General features: G+C 58.7%; 25 protein-coding genes and 1 other RNA gene. 13 read left to right on the top strand and 13 right to left on the bottom strand.

What is annotated here, in order from left to right:
• Positions 1 to 88 precede the first annotated feature (88 nt).
• Positions 89 to 880, bottom strand: coding sequence for a histidinol-phosphatase (hisN, locus tag ACR0J8_RS01300; protein WP_480525656.1), 792 nt, complete (start codon positions 878 to 880; stop codon positions 89 to 91).
• Positions 881 to 924: 44 nt separating this feature from the next.
• Complete coding sequence (locus ACR0J8_RS01305) at positions 925 to 1,296, bottom strand: helix-turn-helix domain-containing protein (protein WP_170609884.1); 372 nt, start codon at positions 1,294 to 1,296, stop codon at positions 925 to 927.
• Positions 1,297 to 1,641: 345 nt separating this feature from the next.
• Here ACR0J8_RS01305 and ACR0J8_RS01310 point away from each other — a divergent pair, with 345 nt between their 5' ends.
• Complete coding sequence (locus ACR0J8_RS01310) at positions 1,642 to 2,598, top strand: NADPH:quinone oxidoreductase family protein (RefSeq protein ID WP_480525654.1); 957 nt, start codon at positions 1,642 to 1,644, stop codon at positions 2,596 to 2,598.
• 6 nt (positions 2,599 to 2,604) lie between these two features.
• On the opposite strand, the gene ACR0J8_RS01315 is transcribed toward ACR0J8_RS01310, so the two are convergent.
• Complete coding sequence (locus ACR0J8_RS01315) at positions 2,605 to 3,486, bottom strand: LysR family transcriptional regulator (RefSeq protein ID WP_170609881.1); 882 nt, start codon at positions 3,484 to 3,486, stop codon at positions 2,605 to 2,607.
• Between the two features lie 126 nt (positions 3,487 to 3,612).
• Here ACR0J8_RS01315 and ACR0J8_RS01320 point away from each other — a divergent pair, with 126 nt between their 5' ends.
• The 3 genes from ACR0J8_RS01320 (at position 3,613) to ACR0J8_RS01330 (ending at position 5,332) form a co-directional block, all read left to right on the top strand.
• Positions 3,613 to 3,831, top strand: a complete 219-nt coding sequence (locus tag ACR0J8_RS01320; RefSeq protein WP_480525652.1) for a DUF1127 domain-containing protein — start codon at positions 3,613 to 3,615, stop codon at positions 3,829 to 3,831.
• A gap of 172 nt (positions 3,832 to 4,003) precedes the next feature.
• Positions 4,004 to 4,780, top strand: a complete 777-nt coding sequence (locus ACR0J8_RS01325) for a Bax inhibitor-1/YccA family protein (protein WP_480525650.1) — start codon at positions 4,004 to 4,006, stop codon at positions 4,778 to 4,780.
• A 69-nt stretch (positions 4,781 to 4,849) separates the two neighbouring features.
• Positions 4,850 to 5,332, top strand: a complete 483-nt coding sequence (locus tag ACR0J8_RS01330; protein WP_480525648.1) for an N-acetyltransferase family protein — start codon at positions 4,850 to 4,852, stop codon at positions 5,330 to 5,332.
• A 53-nt stretch (positions 5,333 to 5,385) separates the two neighbouring features.
• On the opposite strand, the gene ACR0J8_RS01335 is transcribed toward ACR0J8_RS01330, so the two are convergent.
• The 3 genes from ACR0J8_RS01335 to ACR0J8_RS01345 all read right to left on the bottom strand — a co-directional run bounded on the left by ACR0J8_RS01335 (position 5,386) and on the right by ACR0J8_RS01345 (position 7,107).
• Positions 5,386 to 5,892 carry a hypothetical protein gene (locus ACR0J8_RS01335; RefSeq protein WP_480525646.1) on the bottom strand — a complete coding sequence of 169 codons (507 nt, stop codon included), beginning with the start codon at positions 5,890 to 5,892 and terminating at the stop codon, positions 5,386 to 5,388.
• Between the two features lie 214 nt (positions 5,893 to 6,106).
• A complete protein-coding gene (gene rpmG, locus ACR0J8_RS01340) occupies positions 6,107 to 6,274 on the bottom strand; it encodes a 50S ribosomal protein L33 (RefSeq protein ID WP_010441901.1) in 168 nt (55 codons plus the stop codon).
• 128 nt (positions 6,275 to 6,402) lie between these two features.
• Entirely contained in the window at positions 6,403 to 7,107 is a 705-nt protein-coding gene (locus ACR0J8_RS01345) for a DUF533 domain-containing protein (RefSeq protein ID WP_321252040.1), read from the bottom strand.
• A 348-nt stretch (positions 7,108 to 7,455) separates the two neighbouring features.
• Here ACR0J8_RS01345 and ACR0J8_RS01350 point away from each other — a divergent pair, with 348 nt between their 5' ends.
• From ACR0J8_RS01350 to ACR0J8_RS01360, 3 genes are all read left to right on the top strand, one after another.
• Positions 7,456 to 8,091 carry a DUF1326 domain-containing protein gene (locus ACR0J8_RS01350; RefSeq protein WP_170609870.1) on the top strand — a complete coding sequence of 212 codons (636 nt, stop codon included), beginning with the start codon at positions 7,456 to 7,458 and terminating at the stop codon, positions 8,089 to 8,091.
• A gap of 12 nt (positions 8,092 to 8,103) precedes the next feature.
• Entirely contained in the window at positions 8,104 to 8,946 is an 843-nt protein-coding gene (locus tag ACR0J8_RS01355) for a DUF2182 domain-containing protein (protein ID WP_480525644.1), read from the top strand.
• A 65-nt stretch (positions 8,947 to 9,011) separates the two neighbouring features.
• Positions 9,012 to 9,344, top strand: coding sequence for a GYD domain-containing protein (locus tag ACR0J8_RS01360; RefSeq protein ID WP_170609866.1), 333 nt, complete (start codon positions 9,012 to 9,014; stop codon positions 9,342 to 9,344).
• A gap of 6 nt (positions 9,345 to 9,350) precedes the next feature.
• Here the strand turns inward: ACR0J8_RS01360 and rnpB are convergent.
• The 5 genes from rnpB to gatC form a co-directional block, all read right to left on the bottom strand.
• An RNA gene (gene rnpB, locus ACR0J8_RS01365) (RNase P RNA component class A) lies at positions 9,351 to 9,742 on the bottom strand.
• A gap of 139 nt (positions 9,743 to 9,881) precedes the next feature.
• Positions 9,882 to 10,583 carry an N-acetylmuramoyl-L-alanine amidase gene (locus tag ACR0J8_RS01370; protein ID WP_480525642.1) on the bottom strand — a complete coding sequence of 234 codons (702 nt, stop codon included), beginning with the start codon at positions 10,581 to 10,583 and terminating at the stop codon, positions 9,882 to 9,884.
• A complete protein-coding gene (locus ACR0J8_RS01375) occupies positions 10,534 to 11,235 on the bottom strand; it encodes a hypothetical protein (RefSeq protein WP_170816665.1) in 702 nt (233 codons plus the stop codon). The genes ACR0J8_RS01370 and ACR0J8_RS01375 overlap by 50 nt, the downstream gene beginning before the upstream one ends.
• A gap of 38 nt (positions 11,236 to 11,273) precedes the next feature.
• On the bottom strand, positions 11,274 to 12,761 hold the full coding sequence (gatA, locus tag ACR0J8_RS01380; RefSeq protein ID WP_170609860.1) for an Asp-tRNA(Asn)/Glu-tRNA(Gln) amidotransferase subunit GatA: 1,488 nt from the start codon (positions 12,759 to 12,761) through the stop codon (positions 11,274 to 11,276).
• A 3-nt stretch (positions 12,762 to 12,764) separates the two neighbouring features.
• Positions 12,765 to 13,052: an Asp-tRNA(Asn)/Glu-tRNA(Gln) amidotransferase subunit GatC gene (gatC, locus tag ACR0J8_RS01385; RefSeq protein ID WP_170325838.1), complete on the bottom strand. Its 288-nt coding sequence runs from the start codon at positions 13,050 to 13,052 to the stop codon at positions 12,765 to 12,767.
• Positions 13,053 to 13,285: 233 nt separating this feature from the next.
• On the opposite strand from gatC, the gene ACR0J8_RS01390 reads away from it, so the two are divergent.
• Entirely contained in the window at positions 13,286 to 13,444 is a 159-nt protein-coding gene (locus tag ACR0J8_RS01390; protein WP_480525640.1) for a hypothetical protein, read from the top strand.
• Positions 13,445 to 13,595: 151 nt separating this feature from the next.
• On the top strand, positions 13,596 to 14,168 hold the full coding sequence (locus tag ACR0J8_RS01395) for a DUF4202 domain-containing protein (protein WP_480525638.1): 573 nt from the start codon (positions 13,596 to 13,598) through the stop codon (positions 14,166 to 14,168).
• Here the strand turns inward: ACR0J8_RS01395 and ACR0J8_RS01400 are convergent.
• Positions 14,159 to 14,812: a ceramidase domain-containing protein gene (locus ACR0J8_RS01400; protein WP_480525636.1), complete on the bottom strand. Its 654-nt coding sequence runs from the start codon at positions 14,810 to 14,812 to the stop codon at positions 14,159 to 14,161. The genes ACR0J8_RS01395 and ACR0J8_RS01400 overlap by 10 nt on opposite strands.
• 57 nt (positions 14,813 to 14,869) lie before the next feature.
• On the opposite strand from ACR0J8_RS01400, the gene ACR0J8_RS01405 reads away from it, so the two are divergent.
• Both ACR0J8_RS01405 and ACR0J8_RS01410 read left to right on the top strand, forming a co-directional pair.
• Positions 14,870 to 15,562 carry a metal-dependent hydrolase gene (locus ACR0J8_RS01405; protein ID WP_480525634.1) on the top strand — a complete coding sequence of 231 codons (693 nt, stop codon included), beginning with the start codon at positions 14,870 to 14,872 and terminating at the stop codon, positions 15,560 to 15,562.
• A gap of 49 nt (positions 15,563 to 15,611) precedes the next feature.
• Positions 15,612 to 16,541: an adenylate/guanylate cyclase domain-containing protein gene (locus ACR0J8_RS01410; RefSeq protein ID WP_480888804.1), complete on the top strand. Its 930-nt coding sequence runs from the start codon at positions 15,612 to 15,614 to the stop codon at positions 16,539 to 16,541.
• 27 nt (positions 16,542 to 16,568) lie between these two features.
• On the opposite strand, the gene ACR0J8_RS01415 is transcribed toward ACR0J8_RS01410, so the two are convergent.
• On the bottom strand, positions 16,569 to 17,027 hold the full coding sequence (locus ACR0J8_RS01415; protein WP_480525631.1) for a nucleoside deaminase: 459 nt from the start codon (positions 17,025 to 17,027) through the stop codon (positions 16,569 to 16,571).
• 62 nt (positions 17,028 to 17,089) lie between these two features.
• On the opposite strand from ACR0J8_RS01415, the gene ACR0J8_RS01420 reads away from it, so the two are divergent.
• On the top strand, positions 17,090 to 17,905 hold the full coding sequence (locus ACR0J8_RS01420) for a pseudouridine synthase (protein ID WP_480888753.1): 816 nt from the start codon (positions 17,090 to 17,092) through the stop codon (positions 17,903 to 17,905).
• A gap of 177 nt (positions 17,906 to 18,082) precedes the next feature.
• The gene (locus ACR0J8_RS01425; RefSeq protein ID WP_480525627.1) at positions 18,083 to 18,997 is read left to right on the top strand and encodes a 5-bromo-4-chloroindolyl phosphate hydrolysis family protein; all 915 of its coding nucleotides are present in this window, start codon (positions 18,083 to 18,085) and stop codon (positions 18,995 to 18,997) included.
• The last annotated feature ends 2 nt before the right edge of the window (positions 18,998 to 18,999 follow it).

The following is an 18,999-nucleotide window of genomic DNA, read 5'->3' on the forward strand; positions in this document are numbered from 1 at the left end:
GTGCAAGAAGTGCATGGGCTGGCGGAAAACGGACACAAGAACCAGCCATCGGCACTGTACCGGCGGCTGCGGGTGCCATCAACAGGTTTCAGAAATTGCGAAGAATCTCTAGCGCAGAGGCGTGGATGTCCGGGTTGGCAGCCGCCAGTGCGCGGCCTCCATTGTGGGCCGGTCTGCCCTGCCAATCTGTCACGATACCACCCGCCGCCTGAATGACGGCGATCGGCGCCTGAATGTCATAAGCGTTCAGTCCGGCCTCGATCACCAGATCAACCTGCCCTGCCGCCAGAAGGGCGTAGGCGTAACAGTCCATTCCATAACGGGTCAGTCTGGCTTGCTGAGACACCGCCTCAAACCCGGCCCGGTCTTCAGGCGTTCCAACTTCGGGAAAGGTTGTGAACACCATCGCCTGATCCAGCGATTGCGTGGACCGGGTCCTGAGCTTCCGGGTGCCTGTCGGGCCTGTGACCTGTGCCGAATGTGCGGACCCCACGAACCGCTCACCAATGTAAGGCTGGTCAATCACACCCAGGATCGGCCCGTCCTGCGTGCTCAAAGCAATCAGAACGCCCCATGTCGGGGTACCGCTGATGAACCCTCGCGTACCATCGATCGGATCAAGAACCCAGGTCCGCCCGCTGGTGCCATCGACATGGCCGAATTCCTCGCCGAAAATACCATCCTGAGGGCAGCGCCGCGCCAGAACTGCCCGCATCGCCTTTTCCGCCTCGCGGTCAGCGATTGTTACGGGGTCAAACCCATCAGCCAGTTTGTTGGACGTTTCAAGATCGGACTGCCGGAAGTAAGGAAGTATGGCCGCGCGCGCCGCATCGGCCATTTCCCCGGCGATTTCCAGATCGGTTGCTGAACTTTGATACATGCGCAACCCGTGCGGTCAGCGCGTTCCGAAGTCAAGCCTGCTGATCAGGCGACGTCACTGAGAACACGCGCCAGTTCGAACAGACGACGGCGCTGGTTTTCCGGGATCGCGTAGTACGAGCGAACCAGATCCAAAGCTTCCTTATCCCCCATCAGATCGGCAGGCACCGATTTCTTCCCGGCATCTTCTTTCTGGGTTTCTTCCAGACCCTCAAAGAAAAAGCTGACCGGCACATCCAATGCTTCGGCGATGTCCCAAAGGCGCGATGCGCTGATCCGGTTGGCCCCGGTTTCGTATTTCTGGATTTGCTGAAACTTGATACCAACCTGCTCGGCCAGCTGCTGCTGGGTCATGCCAATCAGCCAGCGGCGATGCCTTACGCGTTTGCCCACATGGACATCGACGTGATGAGTCATTGGTATTCTCCTCTACTACACACACAACTGCCGGGGGTTACGCAAAAAAACAAACGTGTTCGCCAACCTAGCGAGCCGCTGTTAACTATTCCCTAATTCAGGAATGTGCTCCCCCCGAAACAGCACCAGATTTCAATATCACCTCTTTTGTCTTTTTTTTCAAGAAGGTTGAATCAGTAACATCGTATAATGGTTTGTGGTTGTACAACCGCCGGTTTTGAGCGCTCTGTTTCCCGAACAGACACAATCAACGAAGCCCTATCATACATCATTCACGCGCTCTCTGGTAATTGATTGACATTCCCCCCGCATCGCTGGCCTATGCGAAAAACAAGGAGCGCGACGATGCTGGCCTTTCGCCTTCAATCCGGAGAATCAACAGCCCGGCTCTGCAACATCAACGTCCCAAAGCCGGGGCAGGACCAGGTTCGGGTCGCTATTAAAGCGTGCGGATTGAATTTTGCGGATCTGCTTATGCAGAACGGCACGTATCAGGACACGCCGGATACTCCGTTCACGTTGGGCATGGAGATCGCGGGTATTGTTGATGAAATTGGAAACAATGTCTCTCATCTGAAGCCCGGGGACCGTGTTGCGGTCTATTCAGGTCAGGGTGGATTGGCCGAGTTTGGCGTATTCGATGCCGAAAGGGCGATTCTCCTGCCCGATCAGATCAACTTCGAGGACGCTGCCGCCATTCAGATTGCATACGGCACCAGCCATATCGCGTTGGATCATCGTGCGCGCCTGCAACCCGGCGAAACCCTTTTGGTCACCGGCGCGGCGGGCGGCGTCGGCCTGACTGCCGTCGAAATCGGCAAACTGATGGGCGCGACAGTGATTGCGCAGGCCCGTGGTTCTGAAAAGCTTGCGGTGGCCCGCGCGGCAGGTGCGGATCATCTCGTGGATGCCTCCGAAGACCTGCGCGCCCGCGTCAGGGAACTGGGTGGGGCGGACGTGGTTTATGATGCGATTGGCGGCGACGTGTTCAAAGCCGCCTTTCGTGCCACAAACCCCGAAGGCCGACTGCTACCGATCGGCTTTGCGGGTGGAGAGGTTCCGCAAATTCCGGCCAACCATCTTCTGGTCAAGAACCTGACCGTAATCGGGCTTTATATCGGTGGGTATCTGAAATTCAGGCCGCAGATCGTGCGCGACAGCTTTGACACGCTGTTCCGTTGGCACGCCGAAGGCCGGATCAAGCCGCATATCAGCCACACCCTGCCCCTCAAGGACGTGGAACAGGGCATGCGCTTGCTGAAAAAACGGAAATCAACCGGCAAGATCGTCATCACGATCTGAGGCCTGTCACCCGACCACCGCCTTCAAAGGGGTGCCGCCCACCATGCGAAAATTCTGACGAACCAGCGACGCCAGCTCCTCGATCACCGCGCCGCGACCGGGATCTCCTCCGTAAAGGTTGATCATGTGGGCAGGCAGCTCTGGCAATGCCCCACCCGAGTCGATCTGCTGCAGATGCGCGGCCTCCGTTCCATCCAGCATTGCGTGAACGGCAAGATCGGCGCTGACGGTCGCTTCGATTGTACGGTCGTTTTCTGTTTCGACAGACAATTCCCAGGGGATACCCGCCGCGTCCAGCGCCGCGATGACCTGGGGCCGGAACAAACAGCGCCGCCCAAGCGCCAAAGGCAACGGGCGTTTGCGCCACGCTGACCCGCCAGAAGCTCCAATCCAGCGCAACGGCAACTCGGCCACGGTTTCTGCACCTTCGGCCGCCGAGGCCTCGGTCGTCAGTATCAGATCACATTCGCCGCGCTTGTACATGTCCTTGAGTTGCAACGAATAGGACGAAACCAGCTGGACGCGGACACGCGGAAAATCTGCGTTGAAACGCTGTAGCACGCGCGGGATGGCCGGATAAACAATGTCATGCGGCACGCCCAGCACGACTTCGCCTTCGAAAGCCTGATCGGTGAGTTTCGAGATCACTTCGTCGTTCAGGGCGATCATGCGGCGCGCGTAGGCCAGCAATTGTTCGCCCGACGCCGTCAAAGCGATGGTTCTGCCGCTGCGATCCAGTAGCTCAAGGCCCAGAAGCTCCTCCAACCGCTTGAGCTGCATCGAAACCGCAGATTGCGTCAGGTGCAGAAAACCGGCGGCGCGTGTGACGCCGCCCTGATCGGCCACGGCAACGAAGGACCGCAAAGTGGTGATGTCCAAATTTCTCATTTCACGAATCCTGATGGTTCACGTCAAAAACATTCATTTTTAAAATGTGCCACAGTGATACATATAAATCAAGGAAGTTGATGCAAACTGCATTAATCATCACAGAGCAAGGAAAGGACAACCGTTATGACCCAAATTGCAGCATCACACGAGCACGTATGCAAACAGCCATCGAAAGGCTACAGATTGCGGGATCTTCTTGGCCTTGCCCGGCAGCGTCGTGACCTTGCCAAGCTGGATGGCAACGCACTGAAAGACATCGGCGTGACACACACCGAGGCCAGTCGCGAAGCAGCCCGCCCGTTCTGGGATGCTCCCGAAAACTGGCACAAACGCCTGTATTGACCGGCCAAGCATCGCGATCTGGCGGCAACTGAAACAATGCCGTCAGATTTGTCGAGTGTTTTAGCAGGTTTTGGGCGTAAAACTCTTGAAACATGTGCCTCACTCTCCGATATTTGCAGGGAAATCGGTCTGCAACTGCGGGCTGAACCAGAATCGCAAAGGGAGACCCTTAATGGCACAATTTGACACGATCCGGACGGCGACCGGTGCGCGCGCCGCCCAGATTGACGAGGGCCTGCGCGCCCACATGAACAAAGTCTACGGCACCATGTCCGTGGGCATGCTGATCACTTTCCTGGCTGCATGGGCCATCGCCGGCCTTGCGACCACAACTGATCCGTCTGCCGCGGCAGCTCAGCTGAGCGAGACCAAGTATCTGACGTCGCTCGGATACGCACTGTTCGCTTCGCCGCTCAAATGGGTGATCATGTTCGCCCCGCTGGCCTTCATCTTTGGCTTCAGCGCCGGGATCAATCGCCTGTCCGCAGCCGGCGCACAGACGGTGTTCTACCTGTTTGCCGCTGTCATGGGTGTATCGATCAGCTGGATTTTCCTGGTCTTCACCGGCCAGTCGATCATTCAGGTGTTCCTGATCACCGCGATCGCCTTCGCGGGCCTGTCGCTGTATGGTTACACCACCAAAAAAGATCTTTCGGCGATGGGTACGTTCCTGATCATGGGCGTGATCGGCCTGATCGTGGCGTCGATCGTCAACATCTTCATCGCCTCGTCTGCCATGGCTTTCGCCATTTCGGTCATCGGCGTTCTGATCTTTGCCGGTCTGACCGCGTATGACACGCAGAACATCAAGGCCACATACCTGCAGATGGCCCACTCGGATGATCAGGAATGGCTGGGCAAAGCCGCCATCATGGGCGCGCTGAGCCTCTATCTGGACTTCATCAACATGTTCATGTTCCTGCTGCAGCTGTTTGGCAACCGCGAATAACGCGACGCACAATCCAAATCGAAAGGGCGGGTCCGAAAGACCCGCCCTTTTTTTGCGGAAAGAAAACCAATGACGATCCAGGATATCCGGCCAGATCAGGCCCATCTGATTTTACCCTTGCTACACCAGGTTCATGACCTGCATCTGGAACATCAGCCTGAAAGATACGCAGCGCTGCCGCCGGATGCCGAGCTGACCGACTACATCCAATCCCGGCTCATGCAGCCCAACCTGTTCACTGTCGGTTTTTTCGAACGCGACAAGCTGCTGGGTTATGCCATTTTTGAGATTTCCCGGCGCCCCGCGTCACCCTTTCACCCGGTTGATACCCGCGCTGTGCTCCACCAGATCAGCGTCGACAGGGCCGCGCGCCGCCGTGGCATCGGCACCGCGCTGCTGGAAACCGTCAAATCGCGGCTGAGGCTGGTTGGCGGAAGCGTTCTCACGGCCTCGGTCGCCAGTTTCAACGCCCCGTCCCAGGCCCTTATGGCCCATTCCGGGCCGAACCATTCTCTGACCATAATGGAATGGCGTGACCCTAGCCCTCAATGAAAAAGCCCCACCGAAAAGGTGGGGCCCAATCAAATTCGCTGTCAGCCCGAGTATCAGCTACAGTTCAGAGGCACCGCAAAACCGGAGCTGCGACTGTCAGACCCTTTCCGGTACACTTCGCCAGCTGGCAGGCACCCGGTGAACCGTTCCGTGTTGGCGCCAAACGCCGCTCCGGTGGAACTGTCCACTTTTCCACCGTTGCTGGCGGTGCGCAGAACCCCGAAAAGCGTGCCGTTTACGCTGACAGTGCTCAGGTACAGGTTGTTGCCCTGATTGGACAATTGAACGGCGCTGACATCGGATTGTCCGCCATTGGCAATCGCCACACCGGCGATTTTTGACAATTCAGTCTCATCCGAGACGACCGAAACGGTCGGAATTTTCGCGAGTTCCGCAGGTACATTGGTCGCTGGCGGTGCAAATGCAACTGCGCCTTCGACTTCCGAGACCGTGCGCGGTTCACCATCAATGCCGGTAAAACCAACGCCCTGGCGGTTGAACGGGTCCTCACAGGCCGACAGGCTCAGAACGAGGGTCGAAGATAACAAGATTTTTTTCATGGCGCTCAACGTTTTGTGGCGGTTTGCTCAACCGTAGCGGCAGGTCGCCACGAAAAGCAAGACGCCGGGGATGCGATTGGGCCATATGCTGATGCTCTGCTGCAACGGCCATGGACGTGCATGGGAAAGCACAAACGCGCTTGTGAAACGTTGAAAAACAAAAAAGGGTCCTGCTTCGCAGAACCCTTTAACTGTGTCCGGATGGACAGGCAGATTACTTGATCTTGCCTTCCTTGTACTCGACATGCTTGCGAGCGACCGGGTCGTATTTACGAATGGTCATCTTCTCGGTCATGGTGCGAGCGTTTTTCTTGGTCACGTAGAAGTGGCCCGTGCCCGCGGTCGAGTTCAGACGGATCTTGATTGTCGTCGGCTTCGCCATGGTTATCTCCTGCGTCCGAAAAGGCAGGGGCCTTTCGGTTGAATTCCTATGAGCGTGCGCTTTTACGCGCTGCACAGCCCATGTCAAGGGCTATCGCGCGCATCGAGGCAGCAGAAGGTGGGATGGCCTTATGCAGGAAGTGTCGGTGCCCCCATATAGGTATGAATCTGATTACATTCCGCGTCCGACAGCCCCAATGCGGTTGCCAGCTGACGCAGGTATGACGCCTCACGCGCGTTATCCAGGCGAATCGCAGCCAGAGACGTGGCGTATATCTGTGTTTTCAAAGGTCCGCCCGCAGCGGCCGCCAAGCCCATGACATCAATCGGCGCGTTCAGTTGTTCTTGAACGAAGGCTCGCTCCTCATCGCTGATGTCGTCCCCCAACTCTCCCAGAATTGTTTCTTTTTCATGGGTGTCCAGTTCACCATCCGCCTTGGCCGCCTGGATCATCGCCCGCAGCATCAGCTTGGCCTGCTCCTCCATGACGGCGCCACCGGGTGTTCCCCGGAACACGGTATCCATCATGTCCGCCGTTTGCTGGCTGCCCGACCTTGCCGCGCCTTGCATGGCGTTCATCAGACCGCCCAGCCCGGCGGCACCTGCCGGGTTGACCATACCCAGCTTGCCGATCATCTCCTGAAGTCCGGCGGCCCCACCGGGCATGCCGAACTGCTCGGCCATCTTGCCAAGCTGGTCCATGCCAAATCCGCCCCCCGCACCCTGCATTGCATCCTGCAGGCCAGCCATGCCGCCCATCTGCTTGTATTTCTCCAGTCCTTTCGCGGCAGCAAACCCTACGGCCACCGAGGCAAGTGCTTTCATGAAACTCATAATCGTCCTCCCGATTCAAAAATTACTCCTCACCGCACCTACTCAGACGTCCTTTAACCCGGCTTTCGGAATTCGCCGGACAACGGCTGGACTGTTGCGGACTGAAAACTCAGCAAACACAAGACTATACGAAAACGAAAAACCATGTACGCGCTCGTGCATTTCCATCATTAAACTGGCGCTTTCCCGCACATGCGGAGCTTCAATTGCCCGGATCACGAATTCGTGATACCGTGCCGCCACTTCACTGACCCAAGAAGCCATCTAAGCGCTTAACGCTTGAGGCACTGAAAACAGGCGAAACCTCTGTCAGCAGAGTTTTAAGGCATGTTTTTCTGGGGGGCTATCATGACAGAATGGACTATTCAGGGGGAAGAGCTGGCCAATTGTAACTGCAATTTCGGTTGTCCTTGCCAGTTCAGCGTACTTCCGACACATGGGAACTGCGAAGCGGTTGTCGTCTTTGACATTGAAGCTGGCAAATATGGCGATACCGATCTGGCGGGCTTGCGCGCTGCCGGCGTCTATTACTGGCCCGGACCGATCCACGAAGGCGGCGGTCAGATGCAGCTTATCATCGACGAAAGCGCCAGTCCCGATCAGCGGGCGGCCCTGCAAGCGATCATGACCGGCGAGGACACCGATGAAATGGCCACCATGTGGTACGTCTACAGCGCCATGGCCCCGCAGAAACACGAAACTCTGTACCTTCCGATCGAGCTGGACTGGGATCGCGAGGAACGCAAGGGGTTCGCGAAGGTCCACGGTATCTTCGACGTCGAGGTCAACCCGATCCCGCATATCGTATCTGGAGCGCCGCACCGCGCATCCATCCAGCTGCCGAACGGGTTCGAGTACCGCCACGCGGAATCCGCCGCAGGTACGACGAGAACATCCGGGGGTGCCATAAGCCTGACATTTGATGCCACCCACGCGCACTTGGCGCATCTCAACATTTCCGGCCACGGTGTTTTGGGCGCTTAACAGGGGCGTCGCATGACACGAAACTCTGACGCACCGCCCGTGGCTGTCGCTGAGCGGTTGCTGAGGCAGGACAGGCTGATCGTTCTGGTCAGTGTCTTGGTGATCGTTCTCGGGGCCTCATGGTACACGATTACCGGGATCGGCATGAACATGTCTGCCGTCGAAATGACAAGGATGGCCCGGCCAATCGGCGAGCCCATGCAGATGCCGGTCGACCGGCCATGGAGCCTGCCCTACGCGCTGCTCATCTTTTTGATGTGGTGGGTCATGATGATCGCCATGATGACCCCCAGCGCGGCCCCTGTTGTCCTGTTGTTTCTGGCCCTCAAACGTGTCGGCGCTGACAAGGCCAATGCGGCCCGCCTCAGCTTGCTGTTCCTCGCAGGATACCTGATCGCCTGGGGGGGCTTCAGCCTGCTTGCGACACTGGCGCAATGGGGTCTTGAGCATGTCGGCCTGTCTGATGGCCCCATGATGACCGTCCGGTCAAAGGCATTTGCAGGCTGTGTCCTGATTGCGGCTGGCCTCTATCAGCTTTCATCGCTCAAATCCGCTTGTTTGCGACATTGCCAAAGCCCCGCCCGGTTTCTAGCCGAACACAATCGGCCCGGCGCATCGGGTGCGTTCAGCATGGGCGTCATTCACGGGACATTTTGTCTGGGCTGCTGCTGGGCATTGATGCTCTTGCTGTTCGTCGGCGGCATCATGAACCTCTACTGGATTGTCGCCATCGCAATTTACGTTGCGCTGGAAAAACTTCTGCCCCGAGCCCGCTGGCTGATCCCGGCGACGGGCATCGGGTTGATTGCAACAGGTGCCTGGGTGCTGGCAAGCGCGATAACTTCCGGCACCTAGGCTCTCAAACGGCCAGGGAACCGGCCGAATTCAGGGTTCCGTCACATTGATCCCAGGAGGAGAAAATGCCTTTATTCATAACTTACGCCACCTATTCCCAATCCGGCATCAAGGGAATGCTGCAAAAGCCATCAGACCGCACCGCGCCGGTCAAAGCCCTGCTTGACAAGGTGGGCGGCAAGCTGCTGGCATTCTATATGACCACCGGATCGAATGATGTGGTTGTGATCAGTGAGGCACCTGACGGCACCGACGCAGTTGCGGTCGGAATGGCCGTCGGCGCATCGGGCGCCGTCGACAAGATAGAGACGGTCCGCGCGTGGACGGCAGAGGATTTTGTTGCCATCACGGAAAAAGCGGCGGCCCTGACCGGTGCCTACACACCGCCCGGAGGGTAAGAGGATACGCGCGGAGGGCCTGTAAGCCGGATCTTGTTCCGGGGTTGCCCCCTTCGATGACCATTCCTCTAGGCCGCACATTGCTGAGCGGCTCAAGCTGCCAACCCGGTCCCTCTCGGCCAAGACGCGCTTAGCGGCGGTATCGGCTTGCGCCGACCGGCCCGCGCGGGGACCCTATTTGGCATTGCTCCCGGTGGGGCTTGCCGTGCCGCCGCTGTTGCCAGCGGCGCGGTGGGCTCTTACCCCACCGTTTCATCCTTACCCTGCAAGCAAGGCGGTTTGTTTTCTGTGGCGCTTTCCGTCGGGTTGCCCCGCCCGGGCGTTACCCGGCACCGTTGCCTTGTGGAGTCCGGACTTTCCTCTCGGGCTTGCACCCCAGCGGCCATCCGGCCCTCCGCGCTGGCGTTGGGTATGCCTTGGGGGCGGTGACGTCAAGAGTGGACAGGGTGCGAAGGGGCCAGCCCCTTCTTGGCCTGCGGCCAATTCAACCCCGTGATATTTTTGGCCAGATGAAGCCCGGATTTGTTTGAGGGTTGCTCAGCTGATCGGCGCAAGGTCAGCGGGTGTGAGCGGACCTTTAGCCCAGGGGCGGTATCTGAGCCGAACGGCGGTGAGGAGTGTTTCGTCATCCGTGTCAGCGGTATAGCCTGCCAGGCGGGCCTTGGTGCGGAACTCTTGTGTCAACGCGTTCAGAGGGCATCTTCCCTGCCCTCGCCGCGCCGCAAGCCCCTGACGTTCAAGCCGAGGCCAGTCAAAGCGGGGGCCGGGGTCTGATTTGCGGCCCGGTGCCATGTCGGAATGCCCGATCACGCCTTGCGGCGGGATCGACCAGCGCGTCATGATTTGGGGTAACAGGTGTTCCAGCACATTCATCTGAAGGTGCGAAAAGGGATGAAAGCCTGTATTGTCCAGCTCGACCCCGATCGAGCGCGAGTTGATATCGCTTTGACCGAGCCACTCCCCTGCCCCGGCATGCCATGCGCGGTCTTCCTCGGGCACCATTTGCCAGAGGGTGCCATCATTTCCGATCAGGTAATGTGCGGAGACTTCGGCCTGCGGATCGCACAGACGTTCCAAGGCCGCCTGCGCGCTGTCCATCGCTGTGTAGTGGAGTAAAACCAAAGACGGCTTCAACCCGTCGCGGCGCGGTCCGAAATTGGGGGACCGGTGCCAGATCGGCGTCAGGGGATCAGTTGCTGACGGCACTGCGGAACGGGCTTGGGTCCCAGTTGCAAGCATAGCCGTCACCGTCCGGGTCAAGCCCCTGACGATCCCGCTGCGGGCCGCCATTTGACAGAAAATCGATCTGTGCCTGATCCGGGGAAGGATATTTCGCGCAGTTGCGCTGCGCCTTAGCCTGCAGGTTGAACCCGGCGCGGCTGTAAAGCTGGGTCCCCACGGGGTTCGACGTGTTCAGAGCATATTGAACGATGTTGGGCTGTCCGTCCGACCCGCGCTGCGGTACGGCGGTTGGTGCGACCACCTCGTATGTCTGGCGGTTCTGTTCGATCAGGGCGGCGTCGGATTCGATGCTGCGGCGGTTGGATACGGCCGCAAAATCCTGTTCGTCGGAAATTCCCTGTGCATTGGACACCGGGATCGGAGTGGATGCGCCCTGCGGAGAAGTGCTGGCCAAGGCGGCGGCTGTCTGAGAAGCGATGTCCGCATTGGCCCCGGTCGCCACGGGTGTCACCGCACCCGGAGCGCCAAGCGGTTGTGCGGACACGTCCACCGGGCCAAGCAACGGATTACCGCCCAGTCCCTGCCCGGCCAGTTCAGCCTCGCGTTGCGCCTGGTAATCAGGCGTGTTGAATCCCGTGTTGGCCACTGGTGCCACGTCGGTGCAAGCCGCCACCACGCCGATGGCGGGGATCAGAAGCAAAAAGCGCATGTGACTGCTCCGTGTCTGCTGCTCTGGTTGCCAGAGGCTTACCACCATTTCCCCGGCTTGGCCACGAAACCGGCCGCGTTTTCCAGCGCATAGGCGGTGTTGAGCAGATCGCCTTCGTCCCACGGACGTCCGATCAGTTGCAGGCCAAGGGGCAGACCTTGTGAATCCAGACCCGCAGGCACCGAAATACCGGGCAGACCGGCCAGATTCACCGTCACTGTGAACACGTCGTTCAAATACATTTGAACAGGGTCGGCTTCGGTCATCTCGCCCAGACCAAAGGAGGCCGACGGTGTCGCAGGTGTCAGAATCGCATCGATTCCGGCGGCAAACGCGTCCTCGAAATCTTTCTTGATCAGGGTCCGAACGCGGCGAGCGCGGTTGTAGTAGGCGTCATAGAAACCGGCTGACAGCACATAAGTACCAATCATGACACGGCGCTGCACCTCATGTCCGAAACCCTCGGCGCGGGTCTTTTCGTACATCTCGGTGATGCCGTCACCCTGCGCCAGTTGCGCGCGGCGGCCATAACGCACACCGTCATAACGCGCAAGGTTCGAGGACGCCTCGGCCGGTGCGATCACGTAATACGCGGGCAACGCGTATTTAGTATGCGGCAGCGAAATATCGACAATCTCGGCACCCGCTGCTTTCAGCATCTCGGCCCCTTCGGCCCAAAGCTTTTCAATCTCAGCAGGCATTCCATCCATGCGGTATTCTTTGGGGATACCGATTTTTTTGCCCTTGATGTCGCCGGTCAGCATCGCCTCAAAGTTCGGCACCGCCAGTTCGGCACTGGTCGAGTCCTTGGGATCGTGACCGCACATCGCCTCGAGCATGATCGCAGCATCGCGCACGTTCTTGGTCATCGGACCAGCCTGATCCAACGAAGAGGCAAAGGCGACGATACCCCAGCGCGAGCAACGACCATAGGTCGGCTTGATGCCGGTGATGCCGGTGAAGGCGGCAGGCTGACGGATCGAACCGCCGGTATCGGTACCGGTTGCCGCTAGGCAAAGGTCGGCAGACACGGCCGAAGCCGACCCACCGGATGAACCGCCTGGTGTCAGTTGCGCGTCGTCATTGCCACGGCGCCAGGGGCTGACCGCGTTGCCATATACAGAGGTTTCGTTACTGCTGCCCATGGCGAACTCGTCCATGTTCAGCTTGCCCAGCATAACCGCGCCCGCATCGGCCAGTTGCTGCGAAACGGTGGATTCGTATTCCGGCTTGAAACCTTCCAGAATCTTCGAGGCCGCCTGCGAGGGCACACCCTTGGTGCAGAACAGATCCTTGATGCCAATCGGCAGGCCACACATCGACGGTGCGTCGCCGCCCTTGATCCGCTCATCTGCCGCCTTGGCGCGCTCCAGTGCAATCTCGGGCGTCTTGTGGACAAAAGCATTCAAAGCATCTGCCTGATCGATTGCTTTCAGGCAGGCTTCGGTCAGCTCGACTGAGGTCACGTCACCCTTGCGCAGCGCGTCTCGGGCTTCGGCCAGGCCCAGTTTGTTCAGATCGCTCATGTCTTACTCCACCACTTTGGGGACTGCGAAAAAGCCTTCGCGGGCGTCGGGGGCATTGGCTAGAACCTTGTCCTGCTGGTTTCCGTCAGTGACCACATCCTCGCGACGTTTCAGGCGCATCGGCTCGACCGAGACCATCGGCTCGACGCCTTCGACATCCACTTCGTTGAGTTGCTCGATGAACCCAAGAATGGTGTTGAACTCGGACGCCAGCGCGGGCAGCGCATCATCCTCGACCTTGATCCGGGCCAGTTTGGCCACCTTGGCGGCGGTGCTTTGGTCAATCGACATCGGAAAACCTCATATGCGTTAGGGGGCATTTACCCGTCTGCCGCACCGGTCGCAAGACCAACAGACTCGGCGGATGATCGAAGGTGATCATGGCAGGTCCGAAGCACCCCATTCAATTCTGAATATCTCATATGCAAAAAAGTGAACTACACGGTTCACTTTGCATCTTGAAATACTGAACTGCGCTGTTCACTTTCTAACATGTGCAACAGCACAAAACCCGGAGAAAGATCATGAAAACCTTCATCACCGCCTTCGTTTTGTCCGCAACTGCCGCCATTGCACCAGCAATGGCTTCGGGCTTTGATTTCAACCCGTTGACCCGCACCCTGACCTTCCCCGAACCGGTTGCCCAGCCGGTCACCAAGGACACCACAATTCGCGGGAACTAAATAGAAGGAAGCGCCGGATCAGATATGCCGCGACTGATCCGGCGTTGCTGCAATTGCATGCTGCGGACCCTGCGACAAGCCGCTACCATAGGGCGAAAGGACCCGCCGGGAGATCCGGCAGGTGCAGACTTGCCAGACTATGGAGCCATACATGAGCGCACAAAAACAAGCCGTCCTGGACGCAATCGACGCAGTCAACATACAAGACCCCAACCAGGATGGCGGAGAGCCGGAGGCCCTGCTTTATGGCAAGCGGATGAGCGAGGAGCTTGCGCGGCTGTTCCCCGACGCCTCTGACGCGCTGCAGATTGCGGCACGCGGTCAGCACGTGGAACGCTGGAAACTGGCGCGCAGCGAATACCCCGAAGGGCGGGCCGGTTATCTGGCTTGGCGCAAGGCGCAGGGCGTTCACCATGCCGAAGTCGTCATGGGCCTGATGGAAATGGAAGGCTATGGCACCGATCAGATCGATGCCGCGGGCCGGATGCTGCGCAAGCAAGGCATCAAACGCGATGCCGAAGTGCAGGCCCTGGAAGACGTGATCTGTTTCGTCTTTCTCAAATGGTACTTCCAGCCCTTTGCTGCAAAACACTCGGCCGAGAAGATTCAAAGCATTGTCGAGAAAACGGCCCGAAAGATGTCTGGCGAAGGGCGCGCGCGGGTGTTGCGGGAATTCGACCTGCCCGATCATCTGGCAGATGCTTTTCGCGCCGATCAGACCTGATTTTCGGCCAGGTCCTTTCTGTAGACTTCGATCATCCAACCCAGCATCGTTGCGTTCAACAGATGCCACATAAAGTGTGTGCCCATCGGGAATTGGGCACACAGGGCCGGATCAAGCGCGCGGAACGTGATGGACAGGATCAGCAGTACTGCCCCGGCGGCCATGCCGCGCGCCAGAACAGGTTTTTTTAACCGCAACAATGCAGCATAGATCAGGATCAGCAACGGGACCGGCGCGTAGGCAGCGGACCCGCCAAGACCCGGCACAAACCGAAACAGCGGGATTGTCGCAGCCGCATAAGGGATGAAAAGCACGGTGCCGACCAGCGCCCATACCGGAGACATCCGCCAGATGTCGCGGTTTACCGCATAGATGTAGACCAGAATGAACAGCAGGATGGGCGTTGTATCGGCAATAGCCGCCCAAACCTGTGCATGAGTGTGAAACAGAAAACTGCCCACTCCGATCAGGGCAAGCACTGCGACCAGCACCATCGCCAAGGGCATACCCTGCCCTCGTACCCGGCGCCACATTACCCATGCAGCAACCAGGAAGGCCGCATTGGTCAGCGCATTGACCGGTTCAGCCCAATACGCGGGCGACAGTCGTTCGCAATAGCCATCGATTTCCTGCATCCAGTCCATGGATTTTTACATAGCCGATGCTAGGCTGAGGCCAACAGTCTGAATGGGAGGATTTTCATGAATATCATCTGGTTGGGTCACGGCAGTTTCCGCATCGAAACCGGCGGTCAGGTCTTGCTGATCGATCCCTGGCTGAGCGGTAACCCCGTCCTGCCCGAAACTCAGCATGACGCGGCGATCGAAGGGGCCACGCATATCCTGCTGACACATACCCATTTCGACCATGTGGTCGATATCCTTCCCTTGGCGAAGCGCCTGGGCGTGCCGGTTGTCGGCCAATACGATCTGATGGGTTTTTGGGGCGAAACTGAAGGCATCGAAACGGTCGGGTTCAACAAAGGCGGCACGGTCGACCTGAACGGCGTCAAGGTTTCGATGGTACCTGCGTCGCACAGTTCAACCTTTTCGACGCCGGAGGGGCTGCGCACCGGCGGCACCGAGGTCGGGTTCATGATCGTCACCGAGGGCAAAACGCTGTATGTCTCTGGTGACACTGATATCATGGCCGACATGGACTGGATGGGCGACTATTACAAACCGGATATCGGCATTCTGTCCGCGGGCGGCCATTTCACCATGGACATGAAAGGCGCGGCTTATGCGTCCAAGCGCTATTTCAATTTTCGGACCGTGATACCCTGCCACTACAAAACCTTCCCGATCCTTGAGCAATCTGCGCAGGATCTGAAAGACGGCCTGCCCGGCGTCGATGTGATCGAGCCTGAAGTGATGCAGGCGATCACACTATAGGTCCGATGTGAGCGGCGAGGTTTCTCCTTCACCAGAATTGATCGCGGTTGTGCGGCGATGGAACAAGGCCGTGCAAGACAGGGACCGCGCGGTTTTGGAGAACATGCTCTCAACTTCGGAACACCTGAGATATCAGGGATCGGCGGATGAAGAATCCTGGTCCGGGCAGGTGTTCCGACAGGGTTTCGCCGATCATACGAATGAAATTCCCGACTATGCCTGGCAGGAACATTCGCTGGAAGCCTTCGAGTGTGGAAACGCCGGTTGGGCGCATTGTGAAGCGACGATGACCTTTGCCACGAACGGCAAGGCCGCGTTGCATCGATTTACCTTTGTTCTCCATCTGGAAAACGGCGTCTGGAAAATGGTGCAGATGCATGTCTCCAATCCGACCTCTAACATGGAAAAGATCGGGATCGAACATGAGGCCCTGAATGCGTTGATCGAAGCGGCACGGCGCGAGTTCACGCAGGAACAGAGCGAGGGCACCGCCTCGGTCATGTTCACAGACATTGCCGGATCATCCGAAATCACACGGCGACTGGGCGATCAGGAGTGGATCAAAGTCATATCGGATCACTTTGATCTGGCAGAGAAAGTGATCCATGCGCATCAGGGGCGTCTGGTCAAATCGCTCGGAGACGGAACCATGTCGATTTTTTCGTCCGTCCATGACGCGGTTCAGGCGGCCGTCAATTTCCAACGGGAAAACAGGTCGGCCAACGTCGACACGGCGCTTGGCCTTCGGATTGGGATCCATACCGGCGACGTCATCCACAAAGACGAAGATTTCTTTGGGTCCGTCGTAAACAAGGCGGCGCGGGTTACGAATGTCAGCGGGCCATACGAAATTCACGTGACTGACGTGACAAGGCTGCTGGTGGGGAACACCGCCGGATTGAAGTTCAGTGCCCCAAAACCAGTTCAGCTAAAAGGGTTCGGCGGGCAACAGACAGTCTACCGTTTGGACTGGACCTAGACCCTTTCAAACCACGTCAGGATAAGGTCACTTGCCGGCCCGCTTATCGGCAAAGAACTCAAGCAGCAGGGTTTCGCATTCTTTGGCTGCGATACCATCATAAACATCCGGCTTGTGATGCGTCTGCGGGTGGGTAAAGACCCGTGCGCCATGTGCCACACCGCCCGATTTCGGATCGGCAGCCCCGTAATAAACACGCCGGATGCGCGCGGCGGCCAAAGCGGCAGCGCACATCGCACACGGCTCCAGCGTGACATAAAGGTCATGATCCGGTAGTCGCTCGGACCCAGCATCGGCGCAGGCAGCGCGTAGGGCCAGAATCTCGGCATGGGCGGTCGGATCATTCAACTCGCGCGTCCGGTTGCCTGCGGTCGCAACAATCCGACCGTCGGGCGCGATGATAACCGCACCGACCGGAACCTCTCCGCGTTCGCCTGCCAATCTGGCCTGTTCCAGCGCCGTGCTCATATGCGATCTGAATTCCATATCTCTAACTGCATCAGAAACCTGCCTTTCGCAAGCGGGCGGGATAGGTTATGGCCGGATCCATGAGCAACACCCCTCCTCCCGGCGACCGGATCGCCAAGGTCCTTGCGCGCGCGGGCGTCGCCTCGCGCCGCGAGGCTGAACGCATGATCGAAGCAGGTCGCGTGGCCGTGAATGGCAAAGTGATCGACAGCCCGGCGCTGAATGTCACCTCGAAAGACAGAATTGTGGTCGATGGCAAGCCGGTGTCCGAACCCGAACCCTCGCGCCTTTGGCTGTATCACAAACCTTCTGGGCTGGTGACAACCACACGCGACGAAAAGGGCCGCGCGACGATTTTTGACAAACTGCCCGAGGACATGCCCCGGGTCATGAGCGTCGGGCGGCTTGACCTCAATTCCGAGGGGTTGCTGCTGCTGACCAATGACGGTGGCATCAAGCGCAAGCTGGAGCTGCCTTCGACCGGTTGGCTGCGCAAATACCGCGTCCGGGTAAACGGCCGGCCGAAAGATGAAGACTTCGAGCCGCTGCGCAAGGGGCTGGTGATCGACGGGGAACGGTTTCAGCCGATGACCGTTTCCCTGGACCGACAACAAGGGGCGAACGCCTGGCTGACGATCGGCCTGCGCGAAGGCAAGAACCGCGAGATTCGCCGCGCAATCGAGGATATCGGGTATGCGGTGAACCGCCTGCTCCGGGTCTCGTATGGACCATTCCAGTTGGGCGACCTGAAGCCCGGCGAGGTCGAAGAAGTGCGCCGCCGCGTGATGCGGGATCAGCTGGGGCTGAAAGGCGGCGAAAAACCCGATGGCACCGCTAAACGGACCACACGCCCACAGCGAAAACGTCCCCCGGTCGGCAAGAAAACTCGCAAGTGACGCCAGTCACACAACCTTCCCCCTAGCGCCAAGCCCGCGCATACACTAAATTTTCTGTGAACGCGGAAGTCCTTGGGGGTGCCATGTCCGGAAGCGGAGTGCAAAAACTGGCCTACGCGGCACTGCTGGTGCTGTTGTTTGGAGTATGCACCGGCCTGCTGGGAGGGCTATAGGCGCATGGCCAAAAAGTACGGCGGAAAATACAGCCCCCAGGGTGATACGACACCTTCGGATCAGCCTAAGCGCGGACAATTTGACAGCGCGCGGGTCGAACCTGCGGGCGCACGGGCGAATGTTCTTTTCATTCCGGCAATTCCACTGGTGTTCCTGTCTCTGAACGACGGCGCCATTGGCATGACGATGGGTCTTGTAGCTGCCGGTCTGCTGACAGCAGCTGCGTTTCTGCTGCGCGAAGGCCTGCGCGCCGAAGGGGCCTACAACGCCCGTCGCACAGCCCGCCGCCCCGCCTTTCCACGCAAGATTTTCGCCAGCATTCTGACCGGGTTGGGTGTGGCGCTTGCCTCGTACCGGACCGAGTATCTGGATGCCGAGGCGGTGTCGCAGGTCAGTCTGCTGGCGCCTGTTCTGTTTGGCGCAGCGGCGGCAGTTCTGCACTCGGTCTCGTTTGGCCTTGATCCGATGAAAGACAAGGGCATGGAAGGTATAGACACCTTTCAACAGGATCGCGTCGCACGTGTGGTGGAAGACGCCGAAGCCCACCTGTCCGAGATGACCGACGCAATCAAACGTGCCAGGGACCGTACTGTCGAAGCCCGGGTTGAACGCTTTCAGGACACCGCCCGCGATCTTTTCCGCACAGTCGAGGAAGACCCGCGCGATCTGGCCGGTGCCCGCAAATACCTGACGGTTTATCTGCAAGGTGCCCGCGATGCGACGATCAAGTTTGCAGATGTCTACGCGCGCACCCGCGATGCGCAAGCCTTGTCAGATTATTCATCGTTGCTGGATGATCTGGAACAGAATTTCGCCGCGCGCACCCGCAAGATGCTATTGGATGACCGAAGTGATCTGACGGTTGAAATTGAAGTGCTGCGCGAAAGGCTGCAGCGCGAAGGCGTCCGGTTGGACTGACC

The organism is Ruegeria sp. N11 (assembly GCF_056531525.1).